Source organism: Pseudoclavibacter sp. AY1H1, assembly GCF_002931055.1.
Taxonomy (GTDB): domain Bacteria; phylum Actinomycetota; class Actinomycetes; order Actinomycetales; family Microbacteriaceae; genus Pseudoclavibacter.
On the sequence record NZ_PSXX01000008.1, the window covers coordinates 1 to 13,528 of the forward strand.

12 protein-coding genes and 1 riboswitch are annotated in these 13,528 nt (G+C 70.9%); of the genes, 9 read left to right on the forward strand and 3 right to left on the reverse strand.

The features are described 5' to 3' along the window. Positions 1–159: 159 nt before the first annotated feature. Positions 160–1,206 carry an alpha/beta hydrolase gene (locus C5E05_RS12630; RefSeq protein WP_258064861.1) on the reverse strand — a complete coding sequence of 349 codons (1,047 nt, stop codon included), beginning with the start codon at positions 1,204–1,206 and terminating at the stop codon, positions 160–162. Positions 1,207–1,376: 170 nt separating this feature from the next. Here C5E05_RS12630 and C5E05_RS12635 point away from each other — a divergent pair, with 170 nt between their 5' ends. The 9 genes from C5E05_RS12635 (at position 1,377) to C5E05_RS12675 (ending at position 10,857) form a co-directional block, all read left to right on the forward strand. Beyond that, entirely contained in the window at positions 1,377–1,958 is a 582-nt protein-coding gene (locus C5E05_RS12635; RefSeq protein WP_104342119.1) for a hypothetical protein, read from the forward strand. A gap of 54 nt (positions 1,959–2,012) precedes the next feature. Beyond that, the gene (locus C5E05_RS12640) at positions 2,013–2,714 is read left to right on the forward strand and encodes a lysophospholipid acyltransferase family protein (RefSeq protein ID WP_104240012.1); all 702 of its coding nucleotides are present in this window, start codon (positions 2,013–2,015) and stop codon (positions 2,712–2,714) included. After that, on the forward strand, positions 2,711–4,036 hold the full coding sequence (locus tag C5E05_RS12645; RefSeq protein WP_104342120.1) for a glycosyltransferase family 2 protein: 1,326 nt from the start codon (positions 2,711–2,713) through the stop codon (positions 4,034–4,036). Before C5E05_RS12640 ends, C5E05_RS12645 begins: the two co-directional genes overlap by 4 nt. Before the next feature lie 22 nt (positions 4,037–4,058). Continuing rightward, complete coding sequence (locus C5E05_RS12650) at positions 4,059–4,895, forward strand: hypothetical protein (protein WP_104342121.1); 837 nt, start codon at positions 4,059–4,061, stop codon at positions 4,893–4,895. 140 nt (positions 4,896–5,035) lie between these two features. Then, complete coding sequence (locus C5E05_RS12655; protein ID WP_104342122.1) at positions 5,036–5,743, forward strand: copper resistance CopC family protein; 708 nt, start codon at positions 5,036–5,038, stop codon at positions 5,741–5,743. Positions 5,744–5,810: 67 nt separating this feature from the next. Further along, positions 5,811–6,428 carry a copper chaperone PCu(A)C gene (locus C5E05_RS12660; RefSeq protein ID WP_104342194.1) on the forward strand — a complete coding sequence of 206 codons (618 nt, stop codon included), beginning with the start codon at positions 5,811–5,813 and terminating at the stop codon, positions 6,426–6,428. Next, entirely contained in the window at positions 6,428–7,666 is a 1,239-nt protein-coding gene (locus tag C5E05_RS12665) for a Dyp-type peroxidase (protein ID WP_104342123.1), read from the forward strand. Before C5E05_RS12660 ends, C5E05_RS12665 begins: the two co-directional genes overlap by 1 nt. Continuing rightward, a complete protein-coding gene (locus tag C5E05_RS12670; protein WP_104342124.1) occupies positions 7,624–9,159 on the forward strand; it encodes a PepSY domain-containing protein in 1,536 nt (511 codons plus the stop codon). The genes C5E05_RS12665 and C5E05_RS12670 overlap by 43 nt, the downstream gene beginning before the upstream one ends. Before the next feature lie 60 nt (positions 9,160–9,219). Next, positions 9,220–10,857, forward strand: a complete 1,638-nt coding sequence (locus C5E05_RS12675) for an HNH endonuclease signature motif containing protein (protein WP_104342125.1) — start codon at positions 9,220–9,222, stop codon at positions 10,855–10,857. A gap of 48 nt (positions 10,858–10,905) precedes the next feature. Here C5E05_RS12675 and C5E05_RS12680 read toward each other — a convergent pair whose 3' ends face one another. Beyond that, positions 10,906–11,859, reverse strand: a complete 954-nt coding sequence (locus C5E05_RS12680) for a manganese catalase family protein (RefSeq protein WP_104342126.1) — start codon at positions 11,857–11,859, stop codon at positions 10,906–10,908. Between the two features lie 115 nt (positions 11,860–11,974). Continuing rightward, the gene (locus C5E05_RS12685; protein WP_104342127.1) at positions 11,975–13,297 is read right to left on the reverse strand and encodes an APC family permease; all 1,323 of its coding nucleotides are present in this window, start codon (positions 13,295–13,297) and stop codon (positions 11,975–11,977) included. Between the two features lie 156 nt (positions 13,298–13,453). Then, positions 13,454–13,520: riboswitch (guanidine-III (ykkC-III) riboswitch) on the forward strand. Positions 13,521–13,528 lie beyond the last annotated feature (8 nt).

Below are 13,528 nucleotides of genomic sequence, written 5' to 3' on the forward strand. Positions count from 1 at the left end.
GGTCACGTCGGCTGCCTGACCGCCGCCCGCAGCCTGCAACCCGCAGCACCGCCGCGCCGCCGGATAGGTCAGCTTCGCCCCATTTCGACGCCGAGAACGGGGTGAAAGCGACCTATTGGCGGCGCGGCGGTGCTGCGGGTTGCAGGCTGCGGGCGGCGGTCAGGCAGCCGACGTGACCGACTTCAGGAAGTCGATCGTCGAGGCGAGCGCGCTCTGCGCATCCGCCCCCTCGAGCTTGAACTGGTACTCGTGCTGCAGCGCCGGCTGGTGGTCGTCCGGATAGAAGACAGTAGTGACCGGTACGCCGAGCCCCTGCAGCTTCGCCGCGAACGGCTGCGACTGGTTCGAGGTGAGCGGGTCGGCGTTGCCGCCGGAGATCCACGTCTGCGGGAAATCGGCGGTCACGGAGTCGAGGGTCGACATCTCGAGGCCACCAGGCGTCTGCGACCAGTCCTTCTCACCCAGGTAGGCCCACAGCGCGACGCGGAAGCCGTAGCCGCCGAGGCCAGGCGCGTCCGGGATGCCGCTCACGTCGTAGATGCCGCAGTTCAGCACCATCCCGGCGATCTGCTCGCCGGCGAGCGCTGGCGTCAGACCGACGAGCTCGGCGTAGTCGGGGTTCGTGGCGAGCGTCGCGAGCTGGCTCGCGAGCTGCGCGCCCGCGGAGTCGCCGGCGAGGACGATACGGTTCGGGTCGATGTTGTACTCGGCTGCGTGCTCGATGAGGTGCGCGAGCGCGTCGTTCAGCTGCGTGAGCGCCGTCGGGTACGTGGCCTCGGGGGCCACCGTGTAGTTCAGGGCGACCGTCGTGAACCCCTCGGCGGCGAGGATCTGCACGTACGGGTCGACGTTCTGCTTGCCGCCGGAGATCCACGCGCCCCCGTGGATCCACACGACCGTCGGCAGTGCCTCGCTCGTGCCAGCGGGGGAGTACAGGTCGAAGCTCGTGTCCGATCCGTCGTCGCCGTAGGGGACGTCGAGCTGCGCCTGCAGGGTGTCGGCGGTCGGCGCGAACGCCTCCATCTCGGTGATGGTGCGCTTCGCGTCGAGCTCGAACAGGGCGCGGATGAGCATGGCAGCTGGCCAGGGGGTCGACACCCAGATGATCGCGCCCACGAGCCCGGCCGAGAGCACGCCGAGGGGCACCGTCCTGCTCTTCCGGCGGTACCAGGGCTTCTTCGGCGTGACACTCGGGTGGATGCTCACCCGGCCATTCTTTCAGTACCGCGGTCCATGTAAACGCACGTCGCCGTGTTGTCGGCGGTACTCGGCATGCAATAGCGTGCAGATCACCCCTCCCTCGATGCAGCGATGCAGCACTGACCGCTCAGATCGGCAGTGGTGCTGCGGGCATCCCGACGCCGATCGGACCATGCATGTACGCCCTCCTCGTGATCCTCCAGACAGTGGTGCTGCCGCTGATCTTCGGCGGCGTCCACCTGGGCGTCGCGGGCGGGAACCCGGCCATCGTGTTCGGGATCTGGTTCGCGTTCTGGGGTGTGGGGATACGCCTCATCGTCGCCGGCATCAGCCAGCTCACGAACCCGCGGCGCACCACGCAGACGATTCTCGGGGCGGCGCACGACGACGCGGAAGACGCTCCTGACGACGACGACGCCGCCGTGCGGGACGAGACGGGAACCGGAACCGGAACCGGAACCGGAACCGGTGCCGCGACCGACACGATGATGAAGACCGGAGCGGCGACCGCGCAGGTCGTCCAAGAGCTCGGCCTCGCCAACCTCAGCCTCGGCGTGGTCGCACTCGTCTCGTCGCTCGTCCCCGGCTGGGGGCTCATCGGCGCGCTCCCTGGGGCGATCTACCTCGGCCTCGCGGGCCTGCGCCACCTCGCGAAGCGCGGCAAGAGCACGAACGAGCTCGTCGCCACCTGGACGGACCTGCTGGTCTTCCTGCTCGTCGTCGGGGGCGTCGTCGCCGCGGGTCTGCGCGGCTGGTGAGCATCCACCCGACCGGCCTGTCGCTCCCTCGCCTGCGATAGCGTCGGGCACACCATGATGCTTCGCCTGGCCCGCGCACTGCTCGTGCGCAGCGCTGTGCGCGACGTGCGGACGGGGCTGCTCTCGATCGCCGTCACGGGCACGCCCCCGGCGGGCGGGGCGGTGCTCGCCGCGAACCACGGCTCCTGGTGGGACGCCTATCTCATCGGCCTCTTCGCCAGGAACGTCGGCTCCGACGTCGCCGTCATGATGGGCGACGAGCAGCTGCAGCGCTTCCCGTTCCTGCGGCTGGTCGGGGCCGTGCCTCCGCGCGCGCTCCGCACCCTCGTCGCCCGCGCCCGTGCGGGCGACTGGGCGCTGATCTTCCCCGAGGGCGAGCTGCGCGCCGGACGCGGCCTGTCCGCCCTGCACCCTGGTGCCGAGTGGGTCGCGGAGCGAGCTGGGGTGCCGCTTGTGCCCGTCGCGATCCGCGTCGTCCTGCGGGGCGCCGCGAAGCCGGAGGCGTTCATCCGCTTCGGCGCACCGGTGCGCCCGGAGCAGCTCCGGGCGGCGCTCGCGTCGATGCTCGACGAGCTCGACCGGGCGCTCGACGCCGCCGATCCCGCCCGCCCGCTCCCCGGGTACCGGGTCGTGTTCGACGCGCAGCGCTTCCGCCGAGACCGGGTCGGGATCGCCGGGCGAATGCTCGCCTACCTGACGAGGCCCGAGGGCTTCGGGATGCGCCGCGGCGGGGCGCGCGGTAGGGGCCGCGGGTGAACCGGGGGCTCGCGAGCCGCGCCGTCGCAGGAATCGCGCTCGCCTACCTCGGTGCACGGTCCGTCGTGCTGCTCGCGAACCTGCTGACGCAGCCGAGCCTGCGGGCCGGCGCACCAGCTCGGGAGCCTGCTCCTCGCGTTTCGCTTTTGATCCCCGCCCGCGACGAGGAGGCGACCCTGCGGGAGACGCTGCCAGGGTTCCTCGGGCAGGGCGCCGATGAGGTCGTCGTGCTCGACGACGAGTCGAGCGACGCGACGAGGGCCCTCAGCGAGTCGGCTGGTGCTCGGGTGCTCGGCGGCGCGCCCCGCCCCGACGGCTGGACGGGCAAGAACTGGTCGTGCGCGCAGCTCGCCGAGGCAGTTGCTCCCGCTCCCGCTCCCGCTCCTTTTCCCGGTCGTGCCGCTCCCGGTCCCGCTGGTCGCGCAAGCCAGTGTCCAACTTCGGTGCAGAATCCGCCCGCAACGCCCGCTGCGGGCCGAGAACACTCGGAATCGCACCGATGTTGGTCAGGAGATCCTGAAGCAGCCGAGGCAGACGCAGACGCAGACGCCGTCGCGAGGCACCCGAGCGACGTGCTGGTGTTCACCGACGCCGACGTGCGCTGGAGACCCGGCGCGCTCGATGCGCTGCTGGCCACCATGCGCGAGTCCCGCGCCGATCTGCTCACGGTGTTCCCGCGCCAGGAGACGCGAACGCTCGGCGAGCGGCTCATCACCCCGTTGAACGACGCCGTCGTGCTCGGCTCGGTGCCCGTGGCCTTGCAGCACCGGCGCGCGCCGGTCGTCGCGAACGGCCAGGTCATGGCGTTCACCCGCGCCGCCTACGACCGCATCGGCGGCCACACCGCCGTGAGCGGGGAGCTCGTCGAGGACATGCGCCTCGCCGAGCGGATGCGCGCCGCTGGGGGGCGGGTTGTCGTCGCGCGCGGCGGAACCGCCATCGCCGTGCGCATGTACGACGGCTACGGCAGCTCCGTGCGCGGCTTCGCGAAGTCGCTCCTCGGCCTCCACCACGGCTCGCGAGCGCTCATGGCGGCGACGAGCCTCCTCACGGTCTGCGTCTACACGCTGCCCTGGGTGCTGCGCGTGTGGCCGGGTGCCCAAGCCAGCGCGGGCAGGGGCGCGACCGACCGCATCCTGCACCTCGTGCGCATCGCCGGGCTGCTCGATCGCACCCTCGTGAGCGTCATCACAGTGCGACGCCGGCCGCTCGACTTGGCGGAGGGCATCCTGGGCCCGATCAGTCCGCTGCTCGTGCTGCCCGTCTACGCGCTGGCCGGGCGACGCCGCGTCGCGTGGAAGGGCCGCGTCTACGAGGCGTAGAAGAGCCGCCTAGACTTGAGGGGTGACCTCGACCGGCCTCCTGACACCCGCCATGGGTGAAGTGGAGCTGCGAGGCACCGATCTCGATCTCGACACAGATCTCGACTTCGGCACCGATCTCGACGTCGAGGCCAGCCTGGCCGCGCCCGTCGATCAGCGCCCGCGCGATGCCGCCCGGGTCCGCCGCGTGCAGCTCGCGTTCGTCGCCGCCTCCGTCTCCACGTTCATCGCGCTTGCCTCGCACATCCTCGCGGGTGGCGGGATGCCGGGCCTCCTCGGCGTCGCCTTCCCGTTCGGCCTTGCCGTGCTCGCGTGCCTGCTGCTCGCGCGCATCCGCACCGACTCGCTGCGGCTGGCCCTGTCGGTCGGGGCCAGCCAGTTCCTCTTCCACACGCTCTTCGTGCTCGGCACGCCGTCCGCGACCGTCGGCGCGGGGTCGGCGGCGGATGCGCACGCCGGCCACGGCCAGCTCGCCGCAGCCTCCGCCATGGCTGACTTCGCGTCGAGCGCGGGCAGCGCGGCTCCTTCTGGCGCGGCGCTGCACCTGGCCCACGACGGCGCGCTCATGTGGGCGATGCACGCCGTGGCCGCGGTGCTGACGGCCCTCGCCCTCTTCTTCGGCGAGACGCTCGTCGCGAGCCTCGCCAAGGCGAAGGACGCGGCAGTCGAACTGCTGCTGCCGTTGCTGCGCACGATCTTCCTCCTCCTCGCCCGAGGCGCGCGCCCCATGGCGACCGTCGACTCGGCGCCACTCGACCTGCCCTGGGTGCCGTCGCTGACGGTTCGCGCCGGGCGCACGCAGCCGCGACGCGGCCCGCCCGCGCCCCAGCGACCCTCAACGTTCGCGACCCCGAGCTAGCACCGCATTCCCTCACCTCCTCTTCCACGGGGGAGGCACTCCGGTGCGGGTCGGCGTCGAACTTTTTCCGTCCGCGGCAGCCGCGCGCCCACTGCGCGCTCGGTTCGCGTGCGGTCGGACAGACCCGAGGAATTCTCGAGATGTCAATCGACTCAACTTCCCTTTCCACGACCCAAGCACTCCTCCCACCGACCACCGAACCGAAGCGCGCCCTCCGCGCGGCCGCCGCAGTGCTCGCGCTGCTCGTGGCCTGCCTCCTGGGCTTCGCCGGCGCGGCCCCCGCGCAGGCGCACGACCAGCTCATCGAGAGCGCACCAGCGCCGGGGGCGGCGCTCGACGCGGCACCCGCCGACGTCACGCTCCGCTACTCCGCCGACATCATGGACATCGGGCCGATGATCGTCCTCGAGGACGCCGACGGCACCGCCTGGGCGACCGGCGAACCGGTCATCGACGGCTCCGCGGTCACGAGCACCATCGACGACGCGCTGCCGGACGGCTCCTACACCATCAACTGGCGCGTCGTCTCGTCAGACGGGCACCCGATCACTGGCACGATCCCGTTCACGGTCGGCGATGTGAGTGCAGCGGATGCGCTCGCCGCAGAGGCCGCCACACCGGCGCCAAGCGAGGCGGCCGTGTCTGACGCCGACTCGGCCCCTGCCTCGGAGTCCGACTCCGGCGCGACGACCGAGCCCACGGCCGAGGTCACCTCCCGGTCGGCGTTCGACGTGCCGCGGCTGCTTCTCATCGGCGGGCTGGGCGCGGTCGTCGCGCTCGGCGTCGCCTGGGTGATCGTCCGCTCCCGCAAGGGCGCTCAGCAGGACGGCGATGCCGATGCGCGCTGACTCCGCCGCCCAACACCTTCACTTCTCCTCCCGAAAAGGAACCGCACTCATGGCCAGCATGACCAGCATGACCGCGACCACCATCCGCCCCCTCGCAGCAGCGGCCTTCCTCGCGGCCGCCGCCCTCGCCCTCACGGGGTGCGCGACGGCAAGCACCGCGACCGGGGCTGATGCCGATTCGGCGACGCCCGCCGCCGAGTCCGTCACCGTCGAGAACACCTGGGTCAAGGCCGAGGACTCCGGCATGTCCGCCGCATTCGGCGAGATCGAGAACACGGGGGCGGGGGACGTGACGATCGTGTCGGTCGCGAGCCCGGCATCCACCGCCCTCGAGCTGCACGAGACCGTCGCGAACGAGACCGGTGAGATGACGATGCGCGAGAAGGGCGGCGGATTCACGATCGCCGCCGGTGAGGCGCTCACCCTCGAGCCCGGTGGCAACCACATCATGCTCATGGACCTGCCGGAGCCCATCGTCGCGGGCGACGAGGTCACCTTCACCCTCACGTTCTCGGACGACTCGACGCTCGACTTCACCGCCCCTGCCAAGGACTACGCGGGCGCCAACGAGACCTACGAAGACGGCGACATGGATGACATGGGCGGCAACATGGAGACGGACAACAGCGACCACGCCGACCACAGCGACCACGCGGACAACAGCGACCACGCGGACAACAGCTGATGCACGGCGACCAGAGCCCTGGTCGCACCCGCCCGACTCGGCGGCAGCTCCTCTTCGGAGGAGCTGTCGCCGGGTTCGGCGCGGCCGCGGCCATCGGCGCAGACCAGGCGCTCCGCCTCGCGGCACCCGTTGCGAGCCAGGACGACAGCGTTCCCGTTCCCCTGCCGGGGGACGACACCGTCCCGTTCTACGGCCAGCATCAGGCCGGCATCGCGACGCCGCCACAGGCGCACGCGACACTCGTGGCCCTCGACCTGCGCGACGGCACCGACCGCGACGCGCTGCGCCGCCTCATGCAGCTCCTCACCGACGACGCGGCGAGGCTCGCACGCGGCGAACCGGCGCTCGCCGACTCGGAACCCGAGCTCGCGCAGGTTCCCGCGAACCTCACGGTCACGTTCGGGTTCGGGCCGGAGTTCGTCCGCCGCGCCTCCACCTCCTCGACGCAGGCCCCCGCCTGGCTGCGGCCACTCCCCGCCTTCGGGATCGACCGCCTCGAGGACGCGTGGAACGACGGCGACCTGCTCCTGCAGGTCGCCGCCGACGACCCGTTCACCGTCGCCCACGCGCTGCGGATGCTGCTGAAGGACACCCGCAGCTTCGCGACCGTGCGGTGGACGCAGCCCGGATTCCGCCGGGCACGCGGCTCCGAGGCATCCGGCACGACGATGCGGAACCTGTTCGGGCAGGTCGACGGCACCGTCAACCCCGCGCCGCCGACCGTCGACTTCGAGCAGCTCGTGTGGATCACGGAGGGCGCGTTCGCGGGAGGGACGGGCATGGTGGTGCGGCGCATCAGCATGGACCTCGACAAGTGGGACAGGCTCGACCGCAGCGGCCGCGAGCAGTCGGTCGGGCGCACCCTCGCGAACGGGGCCCCGCTCACCGGAACCCAGGAGCACGACGAGCCCGACTTCACCGCCAAGAACGCCGCGGGATTCCCCGTCATCGCCGAGTTCTCGCACCTGCGGCGGGCGCGGTCGGAGAACACGGCGGAGCGGTTCTTCCGCCGCGGCTACAACTACGACGACGCCCCGAGCGGCGAGCAGATCTCGAACTCCGGCCTGCTCTTCATCTCCTTCCAGGCGGACGTGGATGCGCAGTTCGTGCCCGTGCAGCGGCGCCTCGACGAGCTTGATCTGCTCAACGAGTGGACGACGCCGATCGGCTCCGCGGTATTCGCCATCCCACCTGGATGCGCGGAAGGCGGCTACATCGGAGAGGGGATCCTCGCGTGAGCTCTGCGCGTCCGACTCCACGGCGAGGCTGGTTCGCTCAGCTGCTGATGCGCCTCCACTTCTTCGCCGGCGTGTTCGTCGGCCCGTTCATCCTCATCGCGGCGCTGAGCGGCGCACTGTACGCGCTGACACCGCAGATCGAGCAGCTCGTGTACGACCGCGAGCTGCACGCGCCGACGGTGGACGAGGTCCTGCCGCTCGCCGAGCAGATCGAGGCGGCCGACGCCTACATCGGGGACGGTGCGGACGGTGCGGACGGTGCAGCCCCGGCGATCGTCGCGGTGCGGCCGGCCCCGGAACCCGGCGACACGACGCGGGTCATGTACGCGGATGCCGGGCTGGGGGAGAGCACGACCAGAGCCGTCTTCGTCGATCCCGCGACCGCCGAGGTGCGCGGGGACCTGCCCGTGTATGGCACCTCGGGCTCCCTGCCGTTCCGAACCTGGGTCTCCGACCTGCACCGCAGCCTCCACCTCGGCGATGCCGGCCGGCTCTATAGCGAGCTCGCGGCGTCTTGGCTCGGGGTCGTCGCACTCGCCGGAGCTGGCCTCTGGGCGACCAGGTATCTGCGGGCTCGCAGTGCGAAGCGGGCGTCGCAGCAGCGCGAGCTGCTGCGGCCGAACCTCGCTGCGACAGGGTTCGTTCGCACGCGCAGCCTGCACGCATCCACCGGCATCTGGGTGCTCGCCGGGGCGCTCTTCCTGTCGGTCACGGGCATCACCTGGTCGCAGTACGGCGGGGCGAACTTCAGTGAGCTGCGCGCCGCCGTGGGCTGGACGACGCCGTCGGTCAGTACGAGCCTCGACGGCGTGGGCGGCCCAGCTGCCGACGAGCACGACGAGCACACCGGGCACGGGCACAGTCACGGTGCGCCGACGCCGAGTGCCGACGTCGCAGCGCTGAGCCCGCGCGCCTACGACTCGGTGCTCTCGGTCGCGCGCGAGGTGAACGTCAACACGGGGCTCGTCGAGATCAGGCCGCCGGCCGAGCCGGGCACCGCGTGGGTCGTGCAGGAGATCCAGCGCAGCTTCCCGACCGAGGTGGATGCGGTGGCCATCGATGGCGCGACGATGCAGGTCGTCGACCGGGTCGACTTCGCCGAGTTCGGGCCGGTCGCGAAGCTCAGTCGGTGGGGCATCGACCTGCACATGGGCTCCATGTTCGGCCTCGCCAACCAGCTCGTGCTGTTCGCCGTCGCCGTCGGCATCGCGGCGATGGTCGTATGGGGCTACGTCATGTGGTGGCAGCGGCGGCCGAAGCACGACCCGTCGCGTCGTGTCGGCGCGTCTCCGCCGCGGGGAGCGTTCCGGCGCGCGCCGTGGTGGGGCGTCCTGCTCGTGCTGGCGGGTGCGGCAGCGGTCGGAGTGTTCCTGCCGCTCATGGGAGCCAGCCTCGCCGCGTTCCTGCTGGTCGACCTCGCCGTTGGCGTGGTCGGGCGTCGGCGTCGGGGTCGGGGAAGGGAGCGCAGCAGAACTCCTCATCTTCAGCGGTGAGTTTCGAGCGTGTCGTCGGACCGGGCCAAGAATGTCGGTGGTCCGGGGGAAGCTGGTCGCATGATCGATGAAGCGCTCGCAACGAGGATCCCGGAAGGGTGGATGCCACCTGCCCAGATGGTCGAGCGCGTGCGCAACCTCGAGCGCTTCCTGCTGGTCTCCCTGATCGCCGAGGCGAACGCCGACGTGGCCCGCGCGCAGGCAGAGCAGGCGCGCGTCTACGCGCTGGCGGCACGAACCGGGGTCGCTGAAGATGAGCGAGCGGGCACCCTCGAGCAGGAGTGGGCGCTGCGGTCGTGGAAGGCGGAGATCGCGGCGGTCACGAACACCTCGAGGCAGGCCGTCGCGAGCATCATGGGCCGCTCGGCGGTTCTCACGGAGGACTTCCCGCTTGTGCACGCGGCGCTCGCGGCCGGTGAGGTGTCGATGGCGCACGCGCGCATCGTGTGCGAGGCGGGCACGATCGTCGTGCACGAAGACCCAGCGGAACAGGCCGCGCGGCGTGAGCTGCTCGTGCAGGTTGCGCTCGAGAAGGCCCGGTCGACGTCGCCGGGCAGATTGAAGGACTTCGCGATCAAGCAGGCTGAGCGACTGACGGCCTCGTCGCTGGAGGAACGCTACGACCAGGCGATGGGGTCGCGGGCTGTGCTCGTCACGCGCGAGGCGGACGGCATGGCGTCACTTGGCGCGCGGCACTCGCTGCCGGTGCTCACGGCGATCGACGGGCGCTTGTCCGAAATGGCGAAGTCCATCATCGCGGCGAGGGGCGGTGAATCCGACGACCCGCGAACCTTCCACCAGGTGCGGGCCGACGTGTTCGCCGAGCTGCTCCTCACCGGCGAGCTGACGTCCTGCCCGGCCGCGGCAGGCATCACCGCGAAGGCATCGGTCACGATGCCGGTGCTGACGATGCTCGACGCCAGGGCAGGCGACGGCAGCTCGCTCGAGACGACTCCCGCGCTCCTGGACGGCGTGACGCCGATCCCGATGAGCGTCGCCAAGGCCCTCGCCGCCAACGCACCGAGCTTCGAGCGCATCCTGACCCACCCGATCACGGGAACGGTCGTCGAGGTCGACCGCTATCGGCCGACCGAGGAGATGCGTGCGTGGCTGCGCGCTCGAGACGTGCACTGCCGGTTCCCGGGGTGCCGCCTCCCCGCCGACAAATGCGACCTCGACCACACGATCCCGGCGTCCGAGGGTGGACCGACGAGCCTCGTCAACCTCGCCGGGCTGTGTCGCTGGAACCACACGGTGAAAGGCAACACGGCCTGGCGGGTCCGCCAGCTGCCGGGCGGGGTCCTCGAGTGGACCTCGCCCAGCGGCATCGTCCTGGTCGACGCTCCTGAACCGCGCGGCGTCACCTTCGGGCCCTCGCCGGGCGGTGCGCCCGGCATCGAGATCCGCGGGAGCACCTACCGGGTGCAACCGCCGGGATCTGCGCCTGGCCCGTTCTCCGGCCTGTTCTCTGGCCCGGCTTCTGGTCCAGTCGCTGGCCCAGACGCTGACTCGGCGACCGGCCCGGCTTCTGACTCGGCGACCGGCCCGGCTCCTGGCCCGTCGGCTGGCCCGGCTTCTGGCCCGTCGGCTGGCCCGGCGCCCGGCCCGTCCGCTGGCCCGGCGACCGGCCCGGCTTCTGGCCCGGCGACCGGCCCGTCGCCTGGCCCAGCCTCTGGCGTCGACCCTCCGCCGTTCTGACCGGGGCCGGTCGCGGACCGGGGCCGGTCGCGCTGCCCTGTCTTCGCTCTACTTAGTTGTCGGCCCGTAGAACCCGTTGACCTCCGACAGCTCGAGCTCGGCCGTCGCCTGGATGAGGGCGAGCAGCTCGGCGTCGAGCCCCGGCGCGAACTCCTCGAGACGCTCGTCGGCCATGAACGACGGGGCGCCTGCCGGCGCCTGCTCGGAGGCGTCCAGCGTCGTCCCGTCCTTCGAGGGCGACGCTCCCTGGAAGATCTTGCCCGCCTCCGACTTGCCGTCGAGGTCGAACGAGTACTGCTTGCTCTGCAACCCCAGGTCGAGGAGCTCCTTCACCTCGGGGAACGCCTCGGCGTTCGTCTTGGGGATGGGCAGCAGCGACTTCCAGCTCACGCCGAGCGTCTCCAGCGCCCGCGCGTAGGCGTTCTCGTGCGCCTGATCGCGCACGATGAGGTAGGCGATCGTGCCGCGCGCCGTCGGGTTGTCGGTCATCTCGTAGATGCGGCACTTCTGCAGGCGCCCCGTCGACTCGAGCATGAGGTTGTACAGCAGGTCGAGGGGCAGGTTGCCGGAGTTGTACACGTAACTGCCGCTCCACGGGTTGCCGGCCGCGTCCACCGGCAGCGCACCCTGCGCACCCACGAGATAGTGGTGGATGTTGCTCGTGTCGAGCGCGATCTTCAGTGGCGTCGCACCGCCGGCGCCCGGCTTGTCGACGGGGTCGGTGAGCTTGCCCGTGTACTCGGGGGAGCCGTCGAGGAGGCGCGAGATCGTCGTCCCGATGAGCTCGACGTGGCTGATCTCCTCCGTGCCGATGCCCTGGATGAGGTCGCGGTAGGGCTTCGCGGTGGGGCCCCGGAAGTTCATCGCCTGGAAGAGGTACTGCATCATGGTGCGCATCTCGCCGAACTGCCCACCGAGCCCCTCCTGGAGCGCGTTCGCCGCTGCGGGGTCTGGCTCGCCGTCGGCGATGTCATTGATCCAGGTCTGTGCGTGGAAGTACATGGGTGTCTCCTCGTCATCGAGCGCGACGCCAAGAAGACGCCGCTGTCGCAACCAGACCAGGCCGCCCTGTGTTTCCCCGTGGGGGTATCGCGAATGGCCGCGGGGGTGTAGAACCTCAGTCCCTCGTCCGTGTTCGCCGCGCGAAGCGCAGCACGACGTACGTGACGAGCCCGACCGCGACGATGATCCCGCCGCGCAGCCACACCTCGCCGCTCTGCTGCGTGAGCAGGACGATGCAGGAGAGGATCGCGAGCACGGGCAGCGCCGTCCAGGCTCGGAAGTGGGCGTGCTCGACCTTGTCGCGACGCAGCACGAGCACGGCGAGGTTGGTGCTGATGAACACGATGAGCAGCAGGATGACGACGGTCTCGGCGAGCACGGCGATGCCGCCGGTTGCGGTGAGCACGATGGCGCAGACGGTGGTGACGATGATGGCGACCCACGGGGTGCGCCTCCGGGGGAGCACGCGCCCGAGCATCCGGGGCAGCAGGCCCTGCCCCGCCATGCCGTAGGTGAGGCGGCTCGCCATGATCATGGTCAGCAGCGCTCCGTTGGCGACCGCGATGAGGGCGATCGCGCTGAACAGCCAAGCCGGAACCGGCACTCCGGTCGCCTCGATGACGTCGAGCAGCGGGCCGGTGGACTCGGCGAGCTCGCCAGCGGGCACGGCGATGGATGCCGCCGTGCCGACGAGCATGTACATGAAGCCGGCCGTGAGCAGCGAGAAGAAGAGGGCCTTCGGGTACACCTTGGACGGCTCGCGCACCTCCTCGATGAGGTTCGCCGACGTCTCGAATCCGACGTAGGAGTAGTAGGCGAGCAGGGCCGCGCCGAGCACGGCCGGGAGCGGGCTGATGCCGTCGCCGAATGACACTGCCCGGCCGATGTCGCCACCGCCGTTGCCGACGAGCACTCCCACGAGGACCACGACCAAGACGAGACCGGTGAGCTCGATGCAGGTCATGACGATGTTCGAGCGCAGCGATTCCTTGATGCCGCGGAGGTTGACGAGGGCGATGAGCACGAGCAGCAGGGATGCGCCGACCACGGGCGGCAGATCGACGAACGTGGCCAGGTAGTCGCCGCTGAACGCGAGTGCGAGGCTCGCCGCGCTCACGACGCCGGCCGCGAGCATGCAGAAGCCCACCATGAAGGACACGAACTCCGAACGGTAGGCGCGCTGCGCGAACACCGCGGAGCCGCCCGCCTTCGGGTACTTCGTGACGAGCTCCGCGTACGACGCCGCTGTGAGCAAGGCCAGGCCGAGGGCGACGAGCAGCGGCAGCCAGGTGACGCCGCCGACCTCGCCTGAGATGGTGCCGACGAGGGCGTAGATCCCGGCCCCGAGCACGTCGCCGAGGATGAACACGAAGAGCAGCAGCCCCGTGACGTCGCGTTTGAGTGCCGGAGTCTGCGGTGGGGGCTGCGTGGGGGACATGCTCAGAGTCTGTGCCGCGTGGGGATGAAGGTCCCCACCCCTTGTCACGTGTGCCGTGGTGTGCATCCGACGGGTGTGGATGGGCAGCCCCTGTGCATCCGCAGCGACCGCGCCTCAGACCTGGCCAATGGTCCTGGCTGTTGCTACCGTTGGATGTTGAAGCCCCGGAATCGGGCTTGCGGACGAGGGAGCAGTACCCGCACCACGACAAGACTGACTCAGAAGGAGCCG

Coding starts and splice junctions, on each gene's coding strand:
- C5E05_RS12635 (WP_104342119.1), top strand. CDS start 1,377: ATGTACGCCCTCCTCGTGATCCTCCAGACAGTGGTGCTGCCGCTGATC.
- C5E05_RS12640 (WP_104240012.1), top strand. CDS start 2,013: ATGATGCTTCGCCTGGCCCGCGCACTGCTCGTGCGCAGCGCTGTGCGC.
- C5E05_RS12655 (WP_104342122.1), top strand. CDS start 5,036: ATGTCAATCGACTCAACTTCCCTTTCCACGACCCAAGCACTCCTCCCA.
- C5E05_RS12660 (WP_104342194.1), top strand. CDS start 5,811: ATGACCGCGACCACCATCCGCCCCCTCGCAGCAGCGGCCTTCCTCGCG.
- C5E05_RS12665 (WP_104342123.1), top strand. CDS start 6,428: ATGCACGGCGACCAGAGCCCTGGTCGCACCCGCCCGACTCGGCGGCAG.
- C5E05_RS12670 (WP_104342124.1), top strand. CDS start 7,624: ATGCGCGGAAGGCGGCTACATCGGAGAGGGGATCCTCGCGTGAGCTCT.
- C5E05_RS12675 (WP_104342125.1), top strand. CDS start 9,220: ATGATCGATGAAGCGCTCGCAACGAGGATCCCGGAAGGGTGGATGCCA.
- C5E05_RS12680 (WP_104342126.1), bottom strand. CDS start 11,859: ATGTACTTCCACGCACAGACCTGGATCAATGACATCGCCGACGGCGAG.
- C5E05_RS12685 (WP_104342127.1), bottom strand. CDS start 13,297: ATGTCCCCCACGCAGCCCCCACCGCAGACTCCGGCACTCAAACGCGAC.